Source organism: Delftia sp. WSY_7, assembly GCF_043104845.1.
Lineage (GTDB): Bacteria > Pseudomonadota > Gammaproteobacteria > Burkholderiales > Burkholderiaceae_C > Comamonas > Comamonas tsuruhatensis.
In genome coordinates this window covers 168,317-192,500 of sequence record NZ_JBICLB010000040.1, presented here as the reverse complement: position 1 = coordinate 192,500, position 24,184 = coordinate 168,317, and the positions used below count along the sequence as shown (strand labels likewise).

The window sequence follows — 24,184 nt, the reverse complement described above, 5'->3', positions numbered from 1 at the left end:
GGCGCCGCGGCCCGTGTCAGGTCCGCGCGCCAGCCCACAGGCCCGCATGGTGGCCACGCGTGAAGGCCTCCTCCAGCACCGAATAGCCGGCCCAGTCGGAATGCGCGAACCACAGGCGGCGCGTGCCCGGCGTGGGCAGCAGGGCCACGCGCTCGCCGGCGCACAGCGCGCTGCGCCCCCGGTGCAGCGACTGCAGCGCTACCTGGCTGAGCAGCTGCTGGTCACCGGGCCGGGGTATGGCCATGGCGTGGCCGTAGCGCGTGATCTCCATGCGCGTGGCCTTGTGCAGCAGGTCGGGATGGGGAACGAGCAGGCTGCCGACGATGCGGTCCCGCCAGAAGCCGAAGGGCTGGCCCAGCAGTTGGGCGCGCCCGTCAGGCCAGTCGCCCAGCGCCTGGTAGTAGCTGAGCACCGTGGGCCGGGGCGTGAGCCGGTCCAGGCCCTGGTGGCCCGCGTCCACGTAGCCCAGGCCGCCCGCATTCGGATCGGCAAACAGCACGTTGTCCCAGGCCGGATCGGCGCCGGGCCGGTCGGCCAGCGGCCGCTGCAGATGGATGTTGGCCACCAGCCAGGGCGCCCAGTCCAGCCGGCCCGCCACCGCGCGCAGGAAGTCCGGCGCATCGCGCACCACGCGTGCCGCGATGAAGCTGGGCAGGGCCACGATGCAGCGCGCGGCCAGCCAGCGCTCGTGCTGCTGGCGACCGTGGTGGTAGACGTCGATCTCCACGCCATCGGCACTCTCGGCAATGGATAGCACGCTGCAATCGGTCTGCAGGTCGGTGGAGCCCAGCCCGGCCACCAGTTGCTGCGACAGCCAGCCATTGCCCTGGGGCCAGGTCAGCACGGCATCACCCGCGTCTTCGGGCGTGCGCTCATCCTGGCGGCGCGGGGCCGAGAAGCCGTGGCGGCTGGCGAAATAGTGCAGGCCCGCCCAGGCCGACACCCGCGCCAGGCCCGCGCCGAAATCGTCGCGGCAGCAGTACTCCAGATACCAGATCAGCTGCGCATCATCGATGCCCTGCTGGACCAGCCAGGCCTGCATGGTCTGGCCGTCCAGCGCGGCATGGGCGGCGGGCAGCCGGCCCTCGCGCTGCCAGACACGGATGGACGGCATGGCAAAGGGCGACCTGTCCATCTCCTGGGCCACGCTGCGCGCACAGAGTTCGTACTGCTCCAGCGTGCGCGGCGCCACGCCATCGACGGGCAGCAGGCCCTCATGCCAGGCGCCCTGCCAGAACAGGCGCTCCTGCGGGCTGTGGCACAGATGGCGCTCGTCGTACTGCCAGCGGCCTGCGCGGCGCTGGCGCAGGCCCAGGGCCTCGAGCCAGTCCTGGACCTCGGATGCATCGTCGCCAGGCAAGGGCAGATAGTGGGCGCCCAAAGGACAGGCCAGCCCGGACATGCTGCCGCCCTGGCTGTTTCCGCCCATGGCCGGCTGCGTGTCCAGCAGTGCCACACCCTGCACCCCAGACAGCTCCAGCGCCCGCGCAGCCGCCAGGCCCGCCATGCCGCCACCGGCAATCACCACGTTGGCACGGTGCACCACGGCCGGCGCCGGCAGCGCCAGGCCCTGGCCCAATCGCTGCCAGAACGCGCGCAAGGCATGGCCGCGCTCCAGCGCCACGCCGCTGAAGCCACCAGGCAGGTCTTCCAGACGAGGCGGCGTTGGCGTGCAGCCGGCCAGGCCTGCGGCCGCACCGCCGGCCAGGCCCTGCAGCCATTGGCGCCGGCTCCACAAAGACGGGCGGTCGGGGCTCAACGCTCCACCCTGCCCCATTCGCGTTCGTAGGTATTGACCAGCACCTGGTTGGACAGGCGGTTGACCTCGGCCGGCACACGCGCCATGTCCAGCGGAAAGTCGAACATCAGCGCCATGGTCTGCGCGCTCAGAAAGCGCAGGCCCGCAGGCAGCGCATCGGGCTCGCGCCAGGGCCGGTGGCTGGCGATGACGAAGCCCCACTCGCCAAAGCTGGGCACATGGGCGTGGTAGGGCGTGGCCTGCAGGCCGATGGATTCGATGGTCTGCACCACGGTCCAGTAGCTCTTGCGCGCGATCAGGGGCGACGTGGTCTGCACCACGGCATAGCCGCTGGCGGCCAGGCGCTTGTCCAGCAAGGCATAGAAGCTGTTGGTGAACAGCTTGCCGATGGCGAAATTGGTCGGGTCGGGGAAATCGACGATGACGACGTCGAAGGTGTCCTGGTCCTGCTGCAGCCAGTGGAAGGCATCGGTGTTGACGATGCGCACGCGCGCATCGCTGAGCGCATCGCCGTTGAGCCGGCGCAGCATGGCGTTGTCCTTGAACAGGTCGGTCATGGCCGGGTCCAGTTCCACCAGCGTGACCGACTCCACCGAGGGGTACTTGAGCACCTCGCGCACAGCCATGCCGTCGCCGCCGCCCAGCACGGCCACGCGCTTGGGCGCGCCATGCGCGGCCATCACGGGGTGGACCAGGGCCTCGTGGTAGCGGTACTCGTCGCCTTGCGCGAACTGCAGGTTGCCATTGAGGTACAGCCGCGCGCCCTGGCGTCCCTGCGTCACCACGATGCGCTGGTAGGGCGAGCTGCTGGAGAGCACGATGCGGTCCTGGTAGAAATGGTCGTCGGCCAGGCGCGTCAGATGGTCGGCTCCCCAGATGCCCGTGCCCAGCAGGGCCAGCACGGCCGCGCAGGCCAGGGCATGGGCGCGCGGGCGCCGCAGTTCATGCCGAAACAGCAGCAGCGCCCACACCGCCACCGCCGCATTCATGAAGCCGAACAGCAGCCCCGTGCGCACCAGGCCCAGCTTGGGCACCAGCAGCAGCGGAAATGCCAGCGACACGGCCAGCGCCCCCAGGTAGTCGAAGGTCAGCACCTGGGACACCAGGTCCTTGAGCGTCACATTGCGCTTGAGGATGCGCATCACCAGCGGAATCTCCAGCCCCACCAGCGTGCCCACCACCAGCACCATGCCGTACAGCAGGAACCGGAACGCGCCGGGCGCGTAGGCATTGGCAATGAACAGCGTGGCCGGCAACGCACCGCCGATCAGGGCCACCATCAGCTCGATGCGCAGAAAGTGCGCAGGCAGGTGGTCCTCGAAATAGCGCGACAGCCAGGAGCCTATGCCCATGGCGAACAGGTAGCTGCCGATGATGGTGGAGAACTGCAGGACGGAATCGCCCAGCAGATAGGAAGCCAGCGCGCCCGCAGCCAACTCATAGAGCAGGCCGCAAGCCGCGATCACGAAAACGCTGACCAGCAGGGCAATGTCGATGGGGCGCGCCGGCTGCGCGCCGGCAAGAGGGGCTGAGGTTTGCACGGCCGGTATTGTGCGCGATGCGCCCCCCGTGTGCGCGAGAGGCGCCGTGCAACGGGAGAAGGCGCCGCGCGCCTCCTGGGGGTTCCGTCAGAACTGGTAGTTGGCGCTGACCAGCACGCTGCGCGGTGCGCCCGGCATGGAGCTGGAGCGCCAGTACTGCTTGTCGAACAGGTTGGACAGGGCCACGGTCACGGTCCAGGCGTCCTGGCGCCAGCCCACCAGCGCATCCCAGCGCGAGTAGCCGGGCAGGATGGCCGTGTTGGCGGCGTTGGTAAAGCGGCTGCCCGTGTAGGTCACGCCGACTTCGCCATACCAGGGTCCCTTGGGCGCATAGCGCAGGAACAGGTTGCCGTTGCGCTTGGCCGTGTCACGCAGGTACAGGCCCACGTTGGCGGGGTTTTGCGCGTCTTCAGCCACCTTGGCCTGCATGAAGGCCACGCCGCCGCGCACATACCAGGAACCGGCCACGCGGCCGGCCGCGCTGAACTCAATGCCGCGCGAACGGTCCTTGCCCCGGATGGCCCAGGTGTAGGGATCATTCTCGGGATCGGGGCGGTAGCGGATGTTGTACTTCTCCAGCTGGTAGACGGAGACCTGGGTGGACAGCGCACCGCCCAGCCAGTCGCTCTTGACGCCGACCTCGGACTGGCGCGAGTACTGGGGCTCGTCGTCCGGCACCGCGCCCACGGCGGTTTCCACGGTCAGGATGCCGCGCCCGCCATAGGGCGAATAGCTCTTGTTCCAGGACGCATAGAAGCTGTGCTCGCGCACCGGCTGCCACACCACGCCCACGCGCGGGCTGAAGCCGTTGCCGTCGGTCTTGCGCGTGAGGTTGGCGATCTTGTTGGTGCTCTGGAAGTCATAGCTGTCGTAGCGCAGGCCCAGCAGCAGCTTCCACTGCTCGGTCAGGCTGACCAGGTCCTGCATGTACAGCGCCTGGCCCTTGCCCTTGTGATAGTTGTCCTGGGTCGGCTTGCCCTGCGCCGGACGGCTGGGCCAGACGATGGGCTGCAACGGGTCATAGGCGAAGGTGCTGCCGGGCTGGCCGACGCGTGGCGCGCGCTCTTCCTCGCTGGCCTCCAGGCCCACCAGCAGATCGTGCCGGATGCTGCCCGTGCTGAACTTGCCCGTCAGGTCCAGCGTGTTGGACAGCGTGGTGTTGCGGGTCTGCTGCCAGGCGTAGTTGGGCGTGATCTTGCCGGTCGCGGCACGGTAGGTGCCGGCGAAGTAGTGGTCGAAATCCTGGCTGGCCTCGCGCTTGCTAGCCACCCAGCGCAGACTCCAGCGGTTGTTGAAGTCGTAGGACAGGTCGGAGCGCAGCACGCGCAGGCGGTCTTCCACATAGTCGCCCGGCGCCGCAAAGCCCTTGCGGATGGAGACACCGGCCGGCAGCTGGTCATAGACCGGACCGCGATCGGGCACGCGCCAGACGTTGTCATAGGTGTACTGGCCGGTCCAGCGCCAGCCCGTGCGCGAGTCCACCAGGATGCTGGGCGAGACCATCTCGTTGCGGTTGCGTATGCCTTCGCGGAAGCTGTGGGCCTGCTCGCGGTCGGCCGTCAGTCGCACGGCCACGTTCTCGTTGAGCACGCGGTTGATGTCGATGGTGCCGCCCACGTTGTCCCAGGAGCCGCCGCGCAGCGTGATGCTGCTCTTGGCGTCGAAGCGCGCCTGCTTGCTCACCATGTTGACCACGCCGCCGCCCGCGCTGCGGCCATAGAGCACCGAGGCCGGGCCCTTGAGGATCTCGATGCGCTCCACATTGGCGGTGCTGCGGCGCACCTGGCCGCTCTCGCGCACGCCGTCGCGGTAGATGTCGCTCTCGTCGGCCTTGAAGCCTCGGATGTACACGCCTTCGCCGCGCATGTCGTAGCTGGTGTTCACGCCGGGAACGCCGTCCAGCATGGTGGCCAGGTCGTTGATGCCGTAGCTCTTGTACTTGTTGACCTCCAGCGTGTCGATGGTCTGCGGGATGTCCTTGGGCGCCAGGTAGGTCTTGGTCGCCGTGGTCACGCCTTCGGGCCGCACGTCGTCAGGGTCGTACTGGGAGGCGTTGACCTGCAGCGTGGGCAGGGTGTGGGCCTGTTGAGGCTGCGTCTGCGTCTGTGCCTGGGCCGGATCGGCTGAAACGGCTGGGGCGGCCTCCTGGGCATGGACCGCCCCCGCCAGCGCGGTGGTGATGATGCCAGCGGTCACACCCACTGAAAGCCTTGCCCTGCGGGCAGCTTGATGGTCTGTCATGGAAACCCTCTCTTCGAATGAAGGGGGCGATTTTATTTAGAATGCAAACGAATATCATTTGCAAACTCACTATCGACAAGGAATTTGTTGCGACGCAGCAACGCCGCCATGCGCAGCGCAGCCGCACCTTTTCAGGCGGGCTGCGTGTCGGCAGGAGATGGGGAATGCGGGGGCCAGGCGGCCCCGTTCAGTGGATGGCGGCAGCGACGATGATGCTGATGCCCAGGCACATGGCGGCCACCACCATGGCCAGCGCCTTGTTGTGCTTCTCGACGATCTCGGCCCACATGTCCACGGGTGTGATCTTGTCGATGATGAAGAAGCACAGCCAGAACACCACCACGCCCACCAGCGCATAGAGGATCGAGCCGAAGAAGGCGGCGGGGTTGAGCCAGTCGAAGTTCATGATCAGTTTCTCCGTTGTTTACTTGTGGCTGCCGCCCGAGGTGTAGCCACCCCAGGAGCCGCCGCTGCTGCGGGTGTAGCTGTTGCAGTTGGCGTCGGTATTGGGGTCGCAGTTGGGGCGCGATGCGCAGCCGCGCAAGGTGACGAACACCAGCCAGAGGATGAGCAGCCCGATGATGATGGTCCACAGCCCGAAGCGGCTGCCCGACATCACACCGACCTGCGAGCGGTCACGCAACTGCTTGAGGCCGAAGGCCATTGCCAGCGTGGTGGCCGAGACGGCGCTGCCATGCGACCAGGTGGTCTCGCCGCTCTCGGTCTCGCTGGCCAGGAAGGCCTTGTTCTGCGCGCCTGCGCTCACATAGTCCACATTGCGCGTGGTCTGGCCGCGCTGCACGGGCCAGTAGAACTCGCCCAGGGCGTAGGTGGTCTCGGCCGTGTAGCGCGATTCAAGCTGGTACTGCCGGCCCATGTACTTGGCCGTGCTGCGGTTCTTGGAGAGCCTGGGCACGCCCGTGGTCACGCGGGCCATGCTCCAGCCATCGGAGGAATCGACCAGGAATGCGAAGCCGGCCTTCTGGTTGAACAGCAGGTACTCCTCCCAGCCAAAGCTCTCGTCGTCGCCAGGCTCCTGGCCCATGCGGTGCTGAAAGCCCACCACCTGCCATTGCTGGCCTTCCAGCACACCCTTGCTGCCCAGCGGGATGGCCGGGCGCACGGGCTCGTTCTGTTCCGCATAGGCCAATTCCTTGCCAATGCCCTGGCTCAGGTCCACCAGCGACCCGCAGCTGGGGCAGCTCAGGCTCTTGGTGGTGGAAAAGCGCACGGGCACCACAGCGCCGCACTTGGGGCAGTTGAAGTGCCGGCCCTGCTCACCCTTGAGCGAGGCGCCGTCGCGCAGCCCCTGCATCCTGAGGTCGTCCAGCACCACGCGCTCGCCCAGGCTCAGCGCGGGCGGCTGGACGGAGAAGTCCACGGACAGCACCTGGCCCTGCTCGCTGCGCAGCTCCACCAGCCGGTACGGTGTGCCGGGCTCGGGCAGCTGCGCCAGCTCGCCCTGGGCCGATACCAGCCGCGCGTTCTGCACGCTGCTGACCGTGAAGCTCTTGCCGCCCAGCACACGCTGCGAACCCAGCAGCCAGTCGGAGGCCTTGAACGGCCCGTTGCGCAGGGCCTCGGCCTCCCAGGGCCAGGACCAGACGAACTGGCCGTTGTCCTCGCTCAGGAAGCCCAGCGCGCCATCGCTGAACGCGGCCACCCATTCGCTCCAGGCGCCCGCCTCGCTCTTGAGCTGCAGCCGCCCGACCAGGGTGAAGTGCTCGGGCTTGCCGTTGCGCAGCATCTGGCCCGTGGCGCCGATGCGCAGGGGGCTGTAGTCCTCGAAGACCTCGGCCATGGAGCCACGGCGCTGCAGCACATCGCCCTGGCGCACCACGGTGCTGCGGCAGAACTCGCAGACGGCATAGCTGGCCTGGGCGCTGGCAAATTCCACGGGCGCGCCGCAGCCGGGGCATGGTGCGCGGTATACGCGCTGCGATGGACTGGATGCCATGTGTGAAGGTCGTCAGTGAAGAGAGGGCCTGGAGCGTGACCGGCCGGCCACGCCCCGCACGCAAGCTGCGCCCGTGGTGCGCAGCGCGGCGGCGACGGTCAATGCGGCTTGCCTTTGGCCGTGCCGGGCTTGGCCGCGGCGGCTGCCGGGTCGGCCTTCTTGCTGCCCAGCCTGGATTCCTTGCCGGCCATCAGGCGCTGGATGTTCTCGCGGTGGCGCCAGATCAGCAGGGCCGCCATGGCGACGATGGCGGCGGCAATCGGTGTCTCGGCATACCAGACCACGCCGCTGCACAGCAGGTAGTAGACGGGAGCGAACACGGAGGCCACCAGGGCCGCCAGCGAGGAATAGCGGAAGAACACGGCAATGATCAGCCAGGTCAGCGCCACCGCCAGGCCCAGCCAGACGCTGATGCCCAGCAGCACGCCCAGGGCCGTGGCCACGCCCTTGCCGCCCTTGAAGCGGAAGAACACCGGGTACAGGTGGCCCAGGAAGGCAGCCAGCGCCACCATGGCCACCGTGCCATCTCCCATGCCGAAGCGGCTGCCGAACCATTGCACCAGGGCCACGGGCAGCCAGCCCTTGGCGGCGTCCAGCAGCAGGGTGACGGCCGCTGCCGCCTTGCTGCCGGAGCGCAGCACATTGGTGGCGCCGGGGTTGCCGCTGCCATAGGTGCGCGGATCATTCAGGCCCATGGCCCGGCTGACGATGACGGCGAACGACAGCGAGCCGATCAGGTAGGCCGCCACGGTGGCGAGAAGGGGGTAGAGCGCGTTCAATTGAAGTCCTTGGCCGGTCTGTGGAGCGCCGGCGCGCGATCCGGCCGGCCCTGATGGCCCGCCCTCCCTGATCGCCGACACATGTTTTTCATCAGGACCTGCGCGAACCCGGTGGAGGCGGCGGCCGCCTTCCCGTGTGCGCAAGTCGTGTTCATTTCTTCAGGGCATCTATTCTGCCAGCGCGCAGTGCACGGGCCGTGCATCCAGCAGCCGCACGCAGACCTGCGGGTCCAGCTGCACCAGAAAGCCCCGGCGCCCGCCGTTGATGGCGATGCGCGGCAGCGCCAGGATGCTCTCTTCGATATAGACCGGCATGTCGCGGCGCGTGCCGAAGGGCGAGGTGCCGCCGACCAGGTAGCCGCTGTGGCGGTTGGCGACTTCGGGCTTGCAGGGCTCCACGCTCTTGGCCCCGATCTGCCGCGCCAGGTTCTTGGTGGAGACCTTGCAGTCGCCATGCATGAGCACGATCAGCGGCCTGGCGTCCTGATCCTGCATCACCAGGGTCTTGACCACCATGTGCTCGTCCAGGCCCAGGCTGGCCGCGCTGTGCTCGGTGCCGCCGTGTTCCAGGTACTCATAGGGATGCTCGGTGAACTCCACCTTGTGGGCGCGCAGCAGTTGGGTGGCCGGTGTCTCGCTGACATGAGAGTTTTTCTTGGGCATGAATTTTTTATCGTTTTACAATAATTTTTTATCGATTCATCAATACAAGGCTGTGCCATGAACTATACGCCCCACGCCGCAGGCAACGCCCTGAGGCGCCACTCCCAGGCGGCGCGCATCCTGATTGCCCTCGGTGCCGTCGTGCTGCTGGCCCTGCCGGCAGCCGCCCTGCTGTCGCCGCAAGATCTTTCGGGCCAGGCGCAAGGCCTGCTGGGCATGCCGCCCGGCCAGCCGCTGGACATGGCTGCGCGCTGGCGCACCGCACTGGTCAGCCTGCTGCCCGTGGGCTGCGGCCTGTATGCGCTGCGCCAGCTGTGGACACTGTTCGGCGAGTACCTGCAGGGCCGTGTCTTCGGCCAGCAGGCGCAGCACGCCCTGATGCGCTTTGCCTGGACGGTGCTGGCGGGCGCGCTGGCCCTGCCCTTCACGCGCGCGCTGATGTCGGTGGCCGCCAGCATGGGCAATCCGCCAGGGCAGCGCTTCGTCACGCTGGGCCTGTACTGGCACGATGGCCTGCTGGTCCTGCTCGGCGTGGTGCTGGTCTCCATCGCCCATGTAATGCTGCAGGCGCGGCGCATCGCCGACGAGAACGCGGGCTTCGTCTGAGCATGCCCATCATCGTCCACCTCGATGTGATGCTGGCGCGCCGCAAGATGCGTTCGCGCGAACTGGCCGAGATGGTCGGCATCACCGAACAGAATATTTCCCTGCTCAAGAGCGGCAAGGTGCGCGGCGTGCGCTTCGACACGCTGGAGCGCATCTGCGAGGCGCTCCAGTGCCAGCCCGGCGACCTGCTGGAATGGGTGGCAGGGCCCGAGGCTTGAGCAGCGGGCGGCTGCGGCTGATCGCGGGCCTGCTGCTGTCGCTGCTGCTGCATGGGGCGCTGCTGTGGCAGGGTCTGGCCCCGGACATTGCGCGGCCCGGCACCGGGCAGGCCGAGGCGCACCGCCTTCAGGTGGTCTGGGTCGAGACGCCGACTTCGACGCCGACGCCGGCGCCGGCGCCATCTCCTGCTGCAGCGGCTGCCCGGCCCGGACCGGCGCCCGCGCCCGCGCCTACGCGACGGCCGGACACCGCCGCCGTCGCACCGCCTTCAATGCAAAGCGCAGGGGCTGCAAAGGCCACGGAGCAGGCCGCGACAGCCGCCGCGCAAGCGCCTGTGCTCGCCGACACCGAGGCCGCTCCGGACGCCGCGCGCAGCGCCAGGGCCATGGGCCGCCTGCTGGACTCGGCCGCAGGCCGCGAGGCCGTGCAGTCGGCGGCCCGGCAGGGCCTGGTCAGGCCCCAGATTCATGCGCAGCGCGAGGACCCGCTGGCCAGCGGCATGCGCGAGGCCGCCCAGGGCGACTGCATGAAGGGCGAGTTCAAGGGCGGCGGCATGGGCCTGCTGAGTCTGCCCATGCTGGCGGCCGCTGCGCTCAAGGGCGAGTGCAGCCGCTGAAGGCGCAGGGCCTAGGCCTATTGCGCAGGGCTGAGGCCTATTGCGCGGGGTCGCGCACTTCCCAGCGGATGGCGTCGATGGCCGACAGCAGTTCGGGCGACAGTTGCGTACCCCAGGCGTTCAGGTCCTCATCGAGCTGGGCCACCGAGGTCACGCCGATGATGGTGCTGGCCACCTGCCACTTGGTGTAGCAAAACGCCAGCGCCAGCTGCGTGGGCGTCATGCCGTGCTCGCGCGCCAGCGCGTTGTAGCGGCGCGCGGCGGCCAGGGCTTCAGGCCGGCCCCAGCGCTGCTTGCGCACGGACTCGTAGCGCGCAATGCGTGCGGCCTGCGGCGCAGCGGGATCGGTGGGCGCATGCACGTCGAACTTGCCCGTGAGCAGGCCGAAGGCCAGCGGCGAATAGGCCAGCAGCGAGACACCCAGGCGGTGGCAGCTTTCATCCATGCCGTTTTCCCAGCTGCGGTTGAGCAGGCAGTAGGCGTTCTGCACCGAGGCCACGCGCGGCAGGCCGTGCTGCTCGGCCAGGCGCACGAATTCGTGCACGCCCCAGGGCGTTTCGTTGGACAGGCCGATGTGGCGCACCTTGCCTTCCCGGACCAGGCGGCCGAGCGCCTCGAGCTGCTCGTGGATGCCGGTCTGCGAGCTTTCCTTGGACGGGTCGTAGTACAGCTGGCCGAAGGCCGGCACGTTGCGCTCGGGCCAGTGGATCTGGTAGAGGTCGATCACGTCCGTGCCCAGGCGGCGCAGGCTGCCTTCGCAGGAGGCGGCGATGTCGGCCGCCGTCATGCCCTTGCCCTCGCGCACCCAGGGCATGCCCCGCGAAGGACCGGCCACCTTGGTGGCCAGCACGACCCTGGCGCGCGCGCCAGGGCGCTGGGCGAACCAGCGGCCGATGATGGTTTCGGTGGCGCCGCAGGTTTCGGCGCGTGCGGGCACGGCATACATCTCGGCCGTGTCGAAGAAGTCCACGCCGCGCTCCAGCGCGCGGTCCATGATGGCAAAGGCCTCGGCCTCGCCGACCTGCTCGCCGAACGTCATGGTGCCCAGGCAGATGGGGCTGACTTGCAATGCGCTTTGACCGAGCGCCACCGGTTGCATCGAGGGGGAATTCATGGGCACCGAGTGTAGGGCCGCCCGTGTTTACCCTGACGACAGCGCGCCCACCCGGCCAGGGCCGGGCGGGCGCGTTGCGTCCGTCGGGATCAGGCGCCCTGCGGTGCCTCGGTCTGCAGCACGCCGCGGTTGATCTGGTCGCGCTCCATGGACTCGAACAGGGCCTTGAAATTGCCTTCGCCGAAGCCCTCGCGGTAGTTGCCCTTGCGCTCGATGAACTCGAAGAACACGGGGCCCAGCATGGGCTGGGAGAAGATCTGCAGCAGCAGGCGCGGCTGGCCGCCCTCTGTCGTGCCGTCCAGCAGGATGCCGCGCGCCTGCAGCTCGCCCACGGGCTGGCCGTGGCCGGGCAGGCGGCCTTCCAGGTTCTGGTAGTAGATGTCGTTGGGCGCGGTCAGCAGCGGAATGCCGGCCATCTGCAGCTGGTCGATGGAGTCCAGCAGGTTATCCGTCAGCAGCGCGATGTGCTGGATGCCCTCGCCGTTGAACTGCATGAGGAACTCCTCGATCTGGCCGCCGCCCTGGCGCGATTCCTCGTTCAGCGGAATGCGGATCAGGCCGTCGGGCGCCGTCATGGCCTTGGAGGCCAGGCCGGTGTACTCGCCCGAGATGTCGAAGTAGCGGATCTCGCGGAAATTGAACAGCTTGCTGTAGAAGTCCGCCCAGTAGGTCATGCGGCCGCGGTAGACGTTGTGCGTCAGGTGGTCCACCACCTGGAAGCCGTGGCCCTTGGGGTTGCGGTCCACGCCGGGCAGGAACTCGAAGTCGATGTCGTAGATGGACTTGCCTTCATCGAAGCGGTCGATCAGGTACAGCGGCGCGCCGCCGATGCCCTTGATGGCCGGCAGGCGCAGCTCCATGGGACCCGTGGGGATCTCCACCGGCTGCGCGCCCAGCTCCAGCGCGCGCTTGTAGGCCTGGTGCGCATCCTTGACGCGGAAGGCCAGGCCGCAGGCCGAGGCGCCGTGCTCGGCCGCGAAATAGGCGGCCTGTCCCGGCTCATTGTTGATGATGAAGTTGATGCCTCCCTGGCGGTACAGCAGCACGTTCTTGGAACGGTGCCTGGCCACCAGCGTGAAGCCCAGCTTCTCGAACAGCGGCTCCAGCACGCCGGGCGTGGGCGATGCGAATTCCACGAATTCGAAGCCCATCAGGCCCATCGGGTTGTCGAACAGGTCTGCCATGGTTGGTTCTCCTTGAAGGTTTCAACGGGGGATGTGCGCGGGTTCCAGTACGGATTCCAGCACAGGCGTGGGACGTTGGCGGAACACGAGGCGATAGGCCCCGTAGACCACCAGGACCCAGATCGGAATGGCCAGCGCGGAGGACCGCACCGACGGTGTCAGCAGCATCACGCCCACCACCAGGGCCATGGCGGCCAGGCAGATGGCATTGGTCAGCGGCGCGGCCGGTGCGGGAAAGCCCAGCACGGTCCCGCGTGCCGCATGGGCCCGGCGAAAGCGCCAGTGCGCCACGATGATGATGGTCCAGGTGATCACCAGGGCCGCCACGATCAGCGACATCAGCAGCTCCAGCACGCCGGCCGGCGCCACATAGTTCAGCACGATGGCCAGCGCCGTGAAGATGGCCGGATAGACGATGGCCCGCACCGGCACGCCGCGGCGGTTGACCTGCATCAGCGAGCGCGGTGCATTGCCTTCGCTGGCCATGCCGTACAGCAGGCGGCTGTTGCTGTAGACCATGCTGTTGTAGACCGACAGCGTGGCCGTGAGAATCACGAAGTTCAGCAGATGGGCGGCCACGTTCTCGCCCAGGCCCGAGAACACCAGCACGAAGGGGCTGCTGCTGTAGGTGTCGCCGCCGGCCTTGAGCTGGCCCAGCAGGTCGGTCCAGGGCATCAGCGACATCAGCACGGCCATGGAGCCGATGTAGAACACCAGCACGCGGTAGATCAGCTGGTTCACGGCCTTGGGGATGACGGTGCGCGGCTGGTCGGTCTCGGCCGCCGCGAAACCCAGCATCTCCACGCCGCCGAAGGCGAACATGATGAAGGCGAAGGCCATCACCAGGCCTGAGAAGCCGTTGGGGAAGAAGCCGCCGTGCGTCCACAGGTTGCGCACGGTCTGCTCGGGCCGGTCGGCGCTGAACAGCAAATACAGGCCTGCGCCGATCATGGCCATCACGGCCACGATCTTGATCAGCGCGAACCAGAACTCGAACTCGCCATAGGCCTTGACGTTGATGAAGTTCACGCCGTTGATCAGCACGAAGAACACCGCCGCCGTCACCCAGGTGGGTATGCCGGGCCACCAGAACTGGATGAACTTGCCTGCGGCCGTCAGCTCCAGCATGCCCACGAGCACATACAGCGCCACACAGTTCCAGCCCGCCAGAAAGCCCGCGAAGCGGCCCAGGTAGCGGTTGGCGAAATAGCTGAACGAGCCCGCGTTGGGCTCCTCGACCAGCATCTCGCCCAGGAAACGCATGATGAAAAAGATGATCAGCCCGCCAATGGCGTAGCCGAGCAGCACGGACGGGCCGGCCAGCTCGATGATGCCGGCCGAGCCCAGGAACAGGCCCGTGCCGATGGTGCCGCCCAGCGCGATGAGCTGGATGTGGCGGTTCTTGAGCCTGCGCTCCAGATGGCCCTGCGAAGAAGAACTGTGCATCAAGGGGGTGCTCCGGCTCTCAGCAAGGCGCGCGGCGGCGCAGGGGTTGGAACACTTCGGTGGTCTTCACGGCAATGTCTCCTCGTGGGGTGCCTGTTGGAATGCGGGGCCTTGTGCGCCCCTTGTTGATGGGTATCAACTATAAAAAACAATAAATTATTATTTCTTGTAATTTATCCCTATGGACAAGCCCAAAAAGAAGGAGTAGCGAAGGCGATCGACGCATTGCCGCCCGCCATGCCGCACTGCGGCAACGGTTGAACGCCCGCAACAAACAAAAACAATCTACTATTATTTTTTTGCCCTCTGGAGCCCAGAACATGACGACGTCCGCCACGCAGCGGCGCGCACGCACGCCGCAGACCGAGCGTGTGGAGACAACGCAACGCAAGATCATCGACTCCGCCCTGGCGCTGCTGCGCGAGGGCGGCTTCAAGAGCGCCACGCTGCAGGCCATCGCGCGCGGCGCCGATGTGTCGCTGGGCGCGCTGCAGCACCACTTCGAGAGCCGCGATGCGCTGATGGAGCGGCTGGTCATCGAGGTCATGGAGCCGCTGAGCGACCAGGGCACGGTCTGGCCCGACAAGGCCCTGCCCCTGCGCGAGCGTGCCGAGGCCTTCGTCACCCTGGCCTGGGACAACATCTTCGGCGCGGCCAACTACCAGGCGGCCTGGAGCATGTTCTTCGGCTGCAAGGCCTCCCCCTCGCTGTTCGACCGCGTGGACGCGCGCCGGGTACATGTGGACAGCGTGTTCTACACCCGCTTCCTGGACGTCTTCCCCGAGATCGCGGCCCACCATCCCCGCCCCCAGGGCTTTGCGGCCATGGCCTTCGCCATCCTGCGCGGCACCGGCGTGCTGGAGCTGTTCGAGGTGGGCGAGCAGGAACGCCAGGGCAGCCTCGATGCGCTGGTCGAGGCCATCGTCCAGGCAGGCACCCCTCAGGCCGGCGGCGGCGCCGCCGCCTGAACCTCGGTCAGCCCCCAGACCCTGCGCAGCTGCGACAGCGTGGCCACCAGGGCCGGGTCGTGCTCGGCCTCGCGCGGATGGATGAAGCCCAGCTGCGCCGACACGCGCGCATGCGGCCAGATGGCCACGCAGCCATGCTCGGCCGCGGCCAGGGCGCGGTCCTCGCGCAGCAGCGCCAGGCCCAGGCCGGCGCGCACCAGGCTCTCGGGCGCGGCGGCGGCATCGCTTTCCACGATCTGATTGGGGCTCAGCCCCTGGCGGGCGAACAGCGCCAGCAGCAGGGCCTGCTCATGGTGCTGCGCTGGCGCGCCGATCCAGGGCAGTTGCGCCAGGTCCTTCCAGCCCGATTGCAGGACGCGCTCGCGCAGCGCGGGCGGCGCCGCCACGCGGTAGTGCAGTGTCTGCAGCACCAGCGCGCCCAGGTCGCGCGGCATGTGGGCGCCGATGTAGAACGCGCCCTGCAGGCCGCCGGCCGCGACCTGCGCGCGCAGCTCCTCGGCCCAGCCCTGGCGTGTCTTGATGTCCAGCAGCGGCAGCGCCTCCACCAGGCCATGCAGCAGCGAGCCCAGGCGCAGCGCCTCGGGGTCGGCCACCGTGCCCAGCAGCAGCTGGCCGGTGACCTCGCCCTGCAGCTCGCGGGCCTGGCCCTGCAGCCGACCCGCTGCATCCAGCACCTGCCGGGCGGGCTCCATCAGGGCCTCGCCGGCCCGCGTGAGGCTGATGCGGCCCGGGCGCCGGTCGAACAGCGCCACGCCCAGCTCTTCCTCCAGCGCCTTGATCTGGGCCGTGATGGCGGGCTGCGTCAGGTGCAGGGCCTCGGCCGTGCGCGTGACGCTGCCCAGCGTGGCCGCCGTGACGTAGGCGCGCAGCTGATACATCTCCATGGGCGGCCAGCCTAGCGCAGGCGCCAGGGCCTGCGGCCCGGGCAGGCCCGGGTTTCAGGGAACATCCCTAGCCGTCTCATCGTTCACTCATCGAGGTAGCGCAGCTGCGTGGGCTCGATGCCCAGGCGCACCGGCATGCCCATGGGGAACATGGCAATGCCCGCGTAGTGCGCCTGGTCGGCGACCACGGCCACCTCTCCCACGCGCACGCGGTAGCGCGAGAACTCGCCCAGGAATTCGGCGCTCTCGATCTGCCCTTCCACCCACACACGCGAGGCATCGCCCGCATCGTCGCGCACCGCAATCTGCACCTGGTGCGGCCGGAAGGCCAGCGCCGCACGCCCCGGCACGGGCGGCTGGGCCGGGCGCGGCAGGGTCAGCGTGCCCAGGCCCGGCACCTTGAAGACCAGCGACTCGCCTGTCGTCGGCAGCACCTCGCCCTCCAGCACATTGGCCGTGCCGACAAAGCCCGCCACGAAGCGGTTGGCCGGATAGTCGTACAGCCCCGCCGCCGAGCCCACCTGCTGCAGCACGCCCTTGTCGAGCACGGCCATGCGGTCGGCCGTGGTCATGGCCTCTTCCTGGTCGTGGGTGACGAAGATGGTGGTCAGGCCCAGCTTGCGCTGCAGGCTGCGCAGTTCCTCGCGCATCTGCACGCGCAGCTGCTTGTCGAGGTTGGACAGCGGCTCGTCCAGCAGCAGCAGCTTGGGCGCGATCACCACGGTGCGCGCCAGCGCCACGCGCTGCTGCTGCCCGCCCGACAGCTGGCCCGGGCGGCGCTGCGCGTACTGCGACAGGCCCACCAGCTCCAGCACTTCGCCCACCTTGCGGCGGATGGTGTCGCGGCTTTCGCGGCGCTCGACCAGGCCGAAGGCCACGTTGTCGTACACCGTCATGTGCGGCCACAGCGCGTAGTTCTGGAACACCATGCCGATGTTGCGCGCATGCGGCGGCACGCCCGTGATGTCCTGCCCGCCCACCAGCAGCTCGCCGCGCTGGTGCCGGTTGAAGCCCGCGATCAGCCGCAGCAGCGTGGACTTGCCCGAGCCCGAAGGCCCCAGCAGCGCGAAGAACTCACCGGGCTCGATCTTGAGGTTGACGTCGCGCAGCACTTCGTTGCTGCCGTAGCTCAGGCTGATGTGCCTGCATTCGAGGGAGACAGGGTCCAGGTGCATGGCGGTTCACTCCGAAGTCGATTGCACGGTGGCGCGCGAGCGCTCCACGAAGCGGTGCGAGAAATACGTGCCCAGGCCGACCACGACCACGGCCAGCACGCCCAATGCCGCACCGGGCCCGCGCCCCGAGATGCTTTGCATGTACAGGTAGATGCCGTAGCTCATGGGCGCCTGGCTCTGGGCCGAGGCCAGCATGATGGTGGCCGACAGCTCCACCGCCGCCGTGATGAAGCTGGTGACGAAGCCGGCCAGGATGCCGCCGGCCATCAGCGGCACCATCACGCGCCGTATCACGCTGGTGCGGCCCGCGCCCAGGCTTTGCGCGGCCTCCTCCAGCGAGATGTGCACCTGCTGCAGCGCCGCCATGCACGAGCGCAGCGCATACGGCAGCCGCCGCACCGCATAGGCCAGCATGATCAGCACCCAGGTCGTGACGATGGGCGTATCGGTGAAGGGCAGGTTCACGCCCTTGAACAGCCGCAGGTAGCCGATGGCCAGCACCAGCCCCGGAATCGCCAGCGCCACCGAGGCCAGGTAGTCCAGCCACTGCCGGGCAGGCAGCCGGGTGCGCAGGATCAGGTAGGCGATGGCGGTGCCGATCACCACGTCGATGCCCGCCGCCATCAGGCAGTACAGCAGCGTGTTGCCGATCATGTAGCCCGAGTCGGTGAACACCGTGGCGTAGTGCTCCAGCGTGTAGCTGTCGGGCAGCACCGAGAAGCTCCAGACCTTGGAGAACGACATCAGCAAAATGCCGATGTGCGGCGCCAGCACCACCAGCAGCACCAGGGCGATCCAGCCATAGGCCAGCAGCGCCTCCCAGGCCGACAGCCGGCGCTTTTGCAGCGCGCTGCCGCCCTTTTGCAGCGTGGCGTAGTCCTTGCCCTTCATCACCCGCGCAGCCAGCCACAGGGCGACGATGGAGAACGCGATCATGATCACGCTGATCACATAGCCCAGCGGATCATCGAGCCCCACCGAGGTGATGCGCAGATAGGCCTGGGGCGCCAGCATATTGGTCACGCCCATCACCAGCGGCGTGCCCAGGTCGTCGAACACCTTGACGAACACCAGGGCCGCGCCCGCCAGATAGCCGGGCATGGCCAGCGGAAAGATCACGCGCCGGAACAGCCGGAAACCGCGCGAGCCCAGGTTCAGCGCCGACTCCTCCATGGCCCCGTCGATATTGCGCATGGCCGCCACGAGGTTGAGCAAGATGAACGGGAAGTAGTGGATGCTCTCCACGAAGATCACGCCCGTCAGCCCCTCCATGATGGGCACGGTGAAGCCGAACCAGTCGTCCAGCAGCAGGTTGACCGAGCCGCTGCGCCCGAAGATCAGCTGCAGCGCCACCGCCCCCACGAAGGGCGGCATGATCAGCGGCAGCACGCCCAGCGTCTGTATCAGCAGCGCGCCCCGGAACTCGAAGCGCACGGTCAGGTAGGCCAGCGGCACGGCGATCAGGCTGGCGAAGAATACGCTGGCCAGGGACACGCCCAGGCTGTTGAAGAACGACTCGCGGAAGACGGTCTGGCCGAAGAAATTGCCGAAGTGCCCCAGCGTGAGCCCGCCGCCTTCATTGATGAAGGCGGTGTAGACCACCATGCCCACGGGCACGATGAGAAAGGCCAGCAAAAAGGCCAGGATCAGCGCGAAGGCCAGCCACGGCCCCCAGCCCGACGGAATGCGCCGTGCGCGCGCAGCAAGGGGGGCGGCGCCGGGCGCCGCCATGGAATCGATGCTCATGCGAATGCTCCGCAGCGAAAGAGACTGTCAAGGGGAGTGCATGCAGGCGCCCGGTGCCGGGCCCCTGCGCCACCTACCACGCCACCTACTGCACCACCTACCGGGCCAGGCCGCGCGCCTCGGCCGCCAGCTTGGCCGCGCGCTCGTAGTTGGCAAGCGCCTTGTCGGCCCACATCTGCTCCAGGCCCGTCAGCTCCTTGGACACGGCCACATCGCGCCGGCTCTTGCGGAACAGCTCCAGGAACTGCTCGTCCTTCACATTGGCTTCGCCCACCAGCGGCGAGTAGGCGATGTCGCGCGCCTGCGCCAGCAGCTCCTGCCCCCTGGCATTGGGCTTGGCCTGCAGGGCCTTGTGCGCCTCCTGGATGGCGCGCGTGGCCGCCTGCAGCTCCTTGAGGCGGAAGGTCACCATCTGGTCGAACAGGCTGATCACCACGGCATAGCGCGACTCGGACAGATTGGCATCGAACTGCACCTTGGCGCGCTGCGCCACCTCCTGCGGCACGGGGTAGCCGGCCGGCGCCTTCAGCTGGCTGTAGGGCAGGATGGGCAGGCGGCTGATCTTGGGGTCGAACAGCAGCTGCTGGCCGGGCACCGACATGGTGAAGGCCATGAACTTGCGCGCCTCGTCGGCATTCTTGGCGCCCGCGATCAGCGCGATGTTGGCCGGCACCACGGCCGTCATCGCCGGATAGGCGAAGTCCACCGGGAAGCCCGAGTACTTGCCCGCCAGCCCGAAGAAATCGATCACGATGCCTATGCCGTACTGGCCGTTGTTCACGCCATCGGGCACGGCAAAGCTGCGGTCGGTCACGGCAGCGGCATTGCCCATCATGGACAGCAGCTGGCGCCAGCCCTTGTCCCAGCCCTCGCCCTGCAGGATGGTCTCCACCGTCAGCTGCGTGGTGCCCGAACGCGAGGGCGAGGAGATGGCGATGTGGCCGAAGTACTCGGGCCGCGTCAGGTCGCTCCACTCCTTGGGCGCCGCCAGCTTGTGCGCCTTCAGGTAGCGCGTGTTCCACATGATTCCGTAGCCGGCCAGCGCCTGGCCGTAGTACAGGCCCTGCGGGTCGTTGAGCGGGTAGTTGCCGATCTTGGCGGGCGCGGCCGGATTGCGCGTCTCGGGCGCGGCGGTCAGCAGCTTGTTGCGCGCCAGCACCTCGAAGGCATCAGGGGCGCTGGCCCACATGATGTCGGGCCGCTGGCCCTCGGGCAGCTCGCGCACATAGGCCACGGCGGCCGTGGTGTTCTTGTTCAGGATCTCGATCTTGATCCCCGGATTGGCCGCCTCGAAGGCCTTCTGGTAGGCCGTGGTCAGCTCCTTGGGAAACGAGGTCAGCACCGTCACCGTGCCGGCCTGGGCCGCCATGGCGGCGCCCCACAATCCTGCGGCCATGGCGGCCGTCAGCCATCTGCGTTGCTGCATTGCTGTCTCCTTCGGGTTGTTGTGCGGTCGATCTGCAACCCACTGTAGGCAGCGCCGGCCCGGCCGGCCAATCATTGTTTCTGATGCCGTGCATCAGCGGCGGCGGCGCTCGGGTTACTACCTGCGGGTCTGCCGCCACAGGGAAATCCCGCGCCACCGCTGTCCCGCCCCTGACTGCTGCACAGCAGCAAACCGGAATAATCGGCGGGATGCTGCAAGCCCCCTCTTCCCTCCCCGCCACGGCCGCTGAAGAAGCGCCCATCTACGCTCCCACACGCCCCTGGCGCTCGCGCATGGTGCCGGTGCGCACCATGGAGTACCACGTGCGCGAGTGGGGACCCGTAGATGGCGATCCCGCGCTGGCGCCGCTGGTGCTGGTCCACGGCTGGATGGATGTGGCGGCCTCCTACCAGTTCGTGGTCGATGCCTTTGGCGAGGCCTTCATGGCGGGGCGCCGCATCATTGCGCCGGACTGGCGCGGCTTCGGCCTGAGCCGGCCGGCCTGGCCTGCCGACCGGCATGACTTTGCCGACTACCTGGGCGACCTGGACCATCTGCTGGACACCCTGGCGGGCGATACGCCCGTGGACCTGGTGGGCCACAGCATGGGCGGCAACGTGTCCATGATGTATGCGGGCGCGCGGCCTGCGCGCATACGCCGGCTGGTCAACCTCGAAGGCTTCGGCATGCCGGCCACCCGGCCAGACCAGGCGCCTGCGCGCTATGCGCAGTGGATGGACGAGCTGCGCCAGCTGCGCAGCGGCGGCATGGAACTCAAGAGCTATGACAGCGTGCAGGACGTGGCCCGCCGGCTGATGAAGACCAACCGCCGCCTGCCCGAGGACAAGGCGCTGTGGCTGGCCCACCACTGGGCGGCGCCCAATGCGCAGGGCCGCTGGGAAATCCTGGGCGACACGGCGCACAAGCTCATCAGCGCGCAGCTGTTCCGCGTGGAAGAAATCCTGGCCCTGTACCGTGCCATCACCGCGCCCGTTCTGGCCATCGAAGCCAGCGACGACAGCCTGGGCATGTGGTGGAAGGACCGCTACACGCTGGCCGAGTACCACGAGCGCATCGGGCAGATTGCCGACTGCCGCACGGCCGTGGTCCAGGACGCCGGCCACATGCTGCACCACGACCAGCCGGCGGCCGTGGCCGGGCTGATCGAGCAATTCCTCGACACCTGAGGCCTGCGCGCGCCGCTACTGCAGCCTAATGCAACCTACTGCAACCTACTGCGGCCGCAGCATCATGGAATGGCGCCAGCGCGCGGGCGCCATCTGCAGCGGCCGGTAGCGGCCGTCGGCCCATTCGGCAGACATGTCCGCATAGCGGCTGGACAGGGCCACGCCGCTTTGGCCGGTCTGGTAGATGAACAGCGAGCGCTCGGGCTCGGCCAGGTCGTAGATGGCGCGCAGCGATGCCGCATGGCGGTTGGCGAACGGCGCCCTGGCATCGCCGGGCAGGTACTGGCCCACGTTGACGGTGTAGCTGTCGCCGCCCGAAGGCACGCTGACATTGAAGATGCCCGCCAGCAGCCCCACGCTGCCCAGCGGCCGGTGGCTGCTCAGGGCCGCATGCACCGCGCCCCAGCGCCAGCGGCCCAGGTCGCTGCCCTGCGTGGCCTGCAGGCGCGCCAGCGCCCGGTCCAGCGCCTGGCTGACCTGGGCGCTGCAGCCCGCCGCTGCGCACCACCAGCCATCGCGGCGCTCCAGCATGCCTTCGATGCCCGCGCGGTAATCGCGCTTGCCATAGGTGGCCGCAAAGGTCTGCGCACCAATGCGCGGGATCACCAGGCCGCGCGTGAGTTCGTCCACCCAGGCGGCAAAGATCAGGGGCGCGGCCTGCGCGGCATCCATGCGGCCGTCGAACTGCGCCATCACCCGGCGCGCCTGCCCGGCCAGCGGATGTGTGGCCGGCGCTTCGTCCAGGGCCTTGAGCATTTGCGGCAGCAGGGCGCGGGCGGCCAGCGAGGTCTGATCGTTCTGGATGGAGGCCATGCTGACCATGTCGTGCCTGTCCTTCGCATCGATGAGTTCGGTGATGCGCTGGTGCCGGTACGGCAGGCTCCAGTCCTGGGTGAGGAAGTGGGCATAGCCCTCGCGCGTGATGCGCTGGTTGGCGGTGGCCAGATAGCCCTGCGCCGTTCCATCGTCCTGTGGGGCCTGGTCGTAGGGCAGCCAGCCCTGCCAGTCGTAGCGTGCCTCCCAGCCCGGCGCGGGCGCCACGCCGCGCAGGTCGTTGTCGGCCGCGCGCAGCGGCACCCGGCCTGCGGCCTTGAAGCCGATGTCGCCATGGACATCGGCCGCGACGATGCTCTGCATGGGCGAGTGGTAGTCGGCAAAGGCCTCGAACAGCTGGGCCACGCTGCGCGCCTCGTTGGCGCGCAGGCCGGCCTGCACGGTGAGGTTGTCGGTGTCCAGCGCCGCCCAGCGCAGGGCCACGGCGTAGCGGCGCTTGTCGAGCACGGCCTCGTACTGGGGCTGCACATCGCTGATCACGGGACCGTGGCGCGTGCTGCGCAGCGTGAGCTGCACATCGGCCCGGCCCTTGACCCTGATGCGCTCGCTGCGCTCGGTGAAAGGCGCCCAGCCGTCCGGCGTGCGGTAGCGGCCCGGGTTGCCTGGATCGATCTGCTCCAGGTACAGATCCTGCACATCGGGATTGGTGTTGGTAAAGCCCCAGGCCACCTCGCGCGTGCGCCCCAGCACCACGAAGGGCAGGCCCGGCAGGGTGGCCCCCACCACGTCGATGGGCGACAGCGGCGTGCCGTCCTGCGCCTGGCCGGCAGGCGACTGCAGGCGTGCGTAGTACCAGATGGCGGGCGCGCTCAGGCCCAGATGGGGATCGTTGGCCAGCAGCGGCTTGCCGCTGGCCGTGCGGCTGCCCGACAGCACCCAGTTGTTGCTGCCCTTGCCGTCGTTGGTGCCCGCATCGCGCACCATGTCGCGGGACCAGCGGGCCCAGGCATCGCTCGCCTCGCCGGCGGCAGCCACCTTGGGCGCAGACGCCGCCTGTGCCTCCTGGCGGTACACGCCCAGCCCCCGGTAAAGCGCGGCCAGATCGGTGGCGGTGGCCGGCGCCTCGCCCGGATAGGGCGGCATCAGCTGCCACAGCTGCTGTGTGTCCAGTTGCGAGAGCGCGGCCAGCCGCGCGAATTCGTTGCCCCAGTTGCCGCCCAGGTCCAGCGCCATCATCAGCGCCCAGCCCACGCTGTCCTCGGGCGCCCAGGCCGAGTTGTCGCCGCCGCCCGGCGTGGTGCCCAGCAGCATGAATTCGGGCACCTGCGGATGCTGGCGCATGGGCAGGGCCGCATAGAAGGCCGCGATGCCCTCGCTGTAGGCCTGCAGCGCCTCGCGCGCGTTGGCGGGCAGGGATGCGTACTGGCGCCGCGCCGCGCCGCGTATGTCCAGCGCACGCATGAGCTTGTCGGTGTCCAGCGTGGCCGGCCCGAGGATCTCGGACAGCGTGCCGTGCATCAGGCGGCGGTTGAACTCCAGCTGCCAGCCGCGCTCCTGCGCATGCACATGGCCCAGCGCGCGCCACAGGTCCTGCGGCGTGAAGGCGCTGATGTGGGTGATGTCGGCCTCGTCGCGCCGCACGCGCACGGGCTGCTCCAGGCCGGCCAGCGTGAGCTGTCCGTCGAGCACCGGCTGCACGCGCACGGCATAGATGGCCACCGCGCTGCCGGCCAGCAAGGCCGAGCCGACCAACGCCACGGCGCCCACGCTCCACCATCGCGAGTTCAGGATTCGCATGATTCCCATTCTTCTCCCTTCCCCCTGCTTTTTTTCATATCGTAGTGTTGCAGTTTGTAGCATATGAACTGGTCCATTGCTCACATTGCTCACGACGAATCG

General features: G+C 68.3%; 20 protein-coding genes. 5 read left to right on the top strand and 15 right to left on the bottom strand.

The window, feature by feature from the left end; translation table 11 throughout:
* Positions 1-16: 16 nt before the first annotated feature.
* From ACF8ME_RS22800 to ybaK, 7 genes are all read right to left on the bottom strand, one after another.
* Positions 17-1,777 (bottom strand): FAD-dependent oxidoreductase, encoded by a 1,761-nt coding sequence (locus ACF8ME_RS22800; protein ID WP_392418300.1) that lies wholly within the window; start codon positions 1,775-1,777, stop codon positions 17-19.
* Entirely contained in the window at positions 1,756-3,300 is a 1,545-nt protein-coding gene (locus ACF8ME_RS22795; RefSeq protein WP_392418298.1) for a polyamine aminopropyltransferase, read from the bottom strand. The genes ACF8ME_RS22800 and ACF8ME_RS22795 overlap by 22 nt, the downstream gene beginning before the upstream one ends.
* Before the next feature lie 87 nt (positions 3,301-3,387).
* Complete coding sequence (locus tag ACF8ME_RS22790; protein WP_313281049.1) at positions 3,388-5,541, bottom strand: TonB-dependent siderophore receptor; 2,154 nt, start codon at positions 5,539-5,541, stop codon at positions 3,388-3,390.
* Between the two features lie 187 nt (positions 5,542-5,728).
* Positions 5,729-5,947: a DUF350 domain-containing protein gene (locus ACF8ME_RS22785; protein ID WP_016449242.1), complete on the bottom strand. Its 219-nt coding sequence runs from the start codon at positions 5,945-5,947 to the stop codon at positions 5,729-5,731.
* A gap of 18 nt (positions 5,948-5,965) precedes the next feature.
* Entirely contained in the window at positions 5,966-7,498 is a 1,533-nt protein-coding gene (locus ACF8ME_RS22780) for a DUF4178 domain-containing protein (RefSeq protein WP_392418296.1), read from the bottom strand.
* A 98-nt stretch (positions 7,499-7,596) separates the two neighbouring features.
* The gene (gene plsY / locus ACF8ME_RS22775) at positions 7,597-8,277 is read right to left on the bottom strand and encodes a glycerol-3-phosphate 1-O-acyltransferase PlsY (RefSeq protein ID WP_016451416.1); all 681 of its coding nucleotides are present in this window, start codon (positions 8,275-8,277) and stop codon (positions 7,597-7,599) included.
* Between the two features lie 168 nt (positions 8,278-8,445).
* On the bottom strand, positions 8,446-8,940 hold the full coding sequence (gene ybaK, locus ACF8ME_RS22770) for a Cys-tRNA(Pro) deacylase (RefSeq protein ID WP_392418294.1): 495 nt from the start codon (positions 8,938-8,940) through the stop codon (positions 8,446-8,448).
* 57 nt (positions 8,941-8,997) lie between these two features.
* Here ybaK and ACF8ME_RS22765 point away from each other — a divergent pair, with 57 nt between their 5' ends.
* The 3 genes from ACF8ME_RS22765 to ACF8ME_RS22755 are packed head-to-tail and all read left to right on the top strand — an operon-like array spanning position 8,998 to position 10,381.
* Entirely contained in the window at positions 8,998-9,546 is a 549-nt protein-coding gene (locus ACF8ME_RS22765) for a DUF2975 domain-containing protein (RefSeq protein ID WP_043790115.1), read from the top strand.
* A 2-nt stretch (positions 9,547-9,548) separates the two neighbouring features.
* Complete coding sequence (locus ACF8ME_RS22760; RefSeq protein WP_013801570.1) at positions 9,549-9,764, top strand: helix-turn-helix transcriptional regulator; 216 nt, start codon at positions 9,549-9,551, stop codon at positions 9,762-9,764.
* Positions 9,761-10,381 (top strand): hypothetical protein, encoded by a 621-nt coding sequence (locus ACF8ME_RS22755; protein ID WP_133072532.1) that lies wholly within the window; start codon positions 9,761-9,763, stop codon positions 10,379-10,381. The genes ACF8ME_RS22760 and ACF8ME_RS22755 overlap by 4 nt, the downstream gene beginning before the upstream one ends.
* 37 nt (positions 10,382-10,418) lie before the next feature.
* Here the strand turns inward: ACF8ME_RS22755 and ACF8ME_RS22750 are convergent, their stop codons facing one another.
* From ACF8ME_RS22750 to ACF8ME_RS22740, 3 genes are all read right to left on the bottom strand, one after another.
* Entirely contained in the window at positions 10,419-11,480 is a 1,062-nt protein-coding gene (locus tag ACF8ME_RS22750; RefSeq protein WP_043790114.1) for an aldo/keto reductase, read from the bottom strand.
* 104 nt (positions 11,481-11,584) lie between these two features.
* Entirely contained in the window at positions 11,585-12,679 is a 1,095-nt protein-coding gene (gene hppD / locus ACF8ME_RS22745) for a 4-hydroxyphenylpyruvate dioxygenase (protein ID WP_016451413.1), read from the bottom strand.
* Positions 12,680-12,700: 21 nt separating this feature from the next.
* Positions 12,701-14,125 carry an amino acid permease gene (locus ACF8ME_RS22740; protein WP_016451412.1) on the bottom strand — a complete coding sequence of 475 codons (1,425 nt, stop codon included), beginning with the start codon at positions 14,123-14,125 and terminating at the stop codon, positions 12,701-12,703.
* 320 nt (positions 14,126-14,445) lie between these two features.
* On the opposite strand from ACF8ME_RS22740, the gene ACF8ME_RS22735 reads away from it, so the two are divergent.
* A complete protein-coding gene (locus ACF8ME_RS22735) occupies positions 14,446-15,093 on the top strand; it encodes a TetR/AcrR family transcriptional regulator (RefSeq protein WP_016449233.1) in 648 nt (215 codons plus the stop codon).
* Here the strand turns inward: ACF8ME_RS22735 and ACF8ME_RS22730 are convergent.
* The 4 genes from ACF8ME_RS22730 to ACF8ME_RS22715 all read right to left on the bottom strand — a co-directional run bounded on the left by ACF8ME_RS22730 (position 15,066) and on the right by ACF8ME_RS22715 (position 20,324).
* Entirely contained in the window at positions 15,066-15,977 is a 912-nt protein-coding gene (locus tag ACF8ME_RS22730; protein WP_016451411.1) for a LysR family transcriptional regulator, read from the bottom strand. The two genes, ACF8ME_RS22735 and ACF8ME_RS22730, sit on opposite strands and share 28 nt — an antisense overlap.
* Positions 15,978-16,060: 83 nt before the next feature.
* On the bottom strand, positions 16,061-17,152 hold the full coding sequence (locus tag ACF8ME_RS22725) for an ABC transporter ATP-binding protein (RefSeq protein ID WP_016449231.1): 1,092 nt from the start codon (positions 17,150-17,152) through the stop codon (positions 16,061-16,063).
* A gap of 6 nt (positions 17,153-17,158) precedes the next feature.
* On the bottom strand, positions 17,159-18,898 hold the full coding sequence (locus ACF8ME_RS22720; RefSeq protein WP_016451410.1) for an iron ABC transporter permease: 1,740 nt from the start codon (positions 18,896-18,898) through the stop codon (positions 17,159-17,161).
* Positions 18,899-18,995: 97 nt separating this feature from the next.
* On the bottom strand, positions 18,996-20,324 hold the full coding sequence (locus tag ACF8ME_RS22715) for an ABC transporter substrate-binding protein (protein WP_392418292.1): 1,329 nt from the start codon (positions 20,322-20,324) through the stop codon (positions 18,996-18,998).
* Between the two features lie 209 nt (positions 20,325-20,533).
* On the opposite strand from ACF8ME_RS22715, the gene ACF8ME_RS22710 reads away from it, so the two are divergent.
* Complete coding sequence (locus tag ACF8ME_RS22710) at positions 20,534-21,511, top strand: alpha/beta fold hydrolase (protein WP_392418290.1); 978 nt, start codon at positions 20,534-20,536, stop codon at positions 21,509-21,511.
* Positions 21,512-21,556: 45 nt separating this feature from the next.
* Here ACF8ME_RS22710 and ACF8ME_RS22705 read toward each other — a convergent pair whose 3' ends face one another.
* The gene (locus ACF8ME_RS22705; RefSeq protein ID WP_392418288.1) at positions 21,557-24,091 is read right to left on the bottom strand and encodes a penicillin acylase family protein; all 2,535 of its coding nucleotides are present in this window, start codon (positions 24,089-24,091) and stop codon (positions 21,557-21,559) included.
* Positions 24,092-24,184 lie beyond the last annotated feature (93 nt).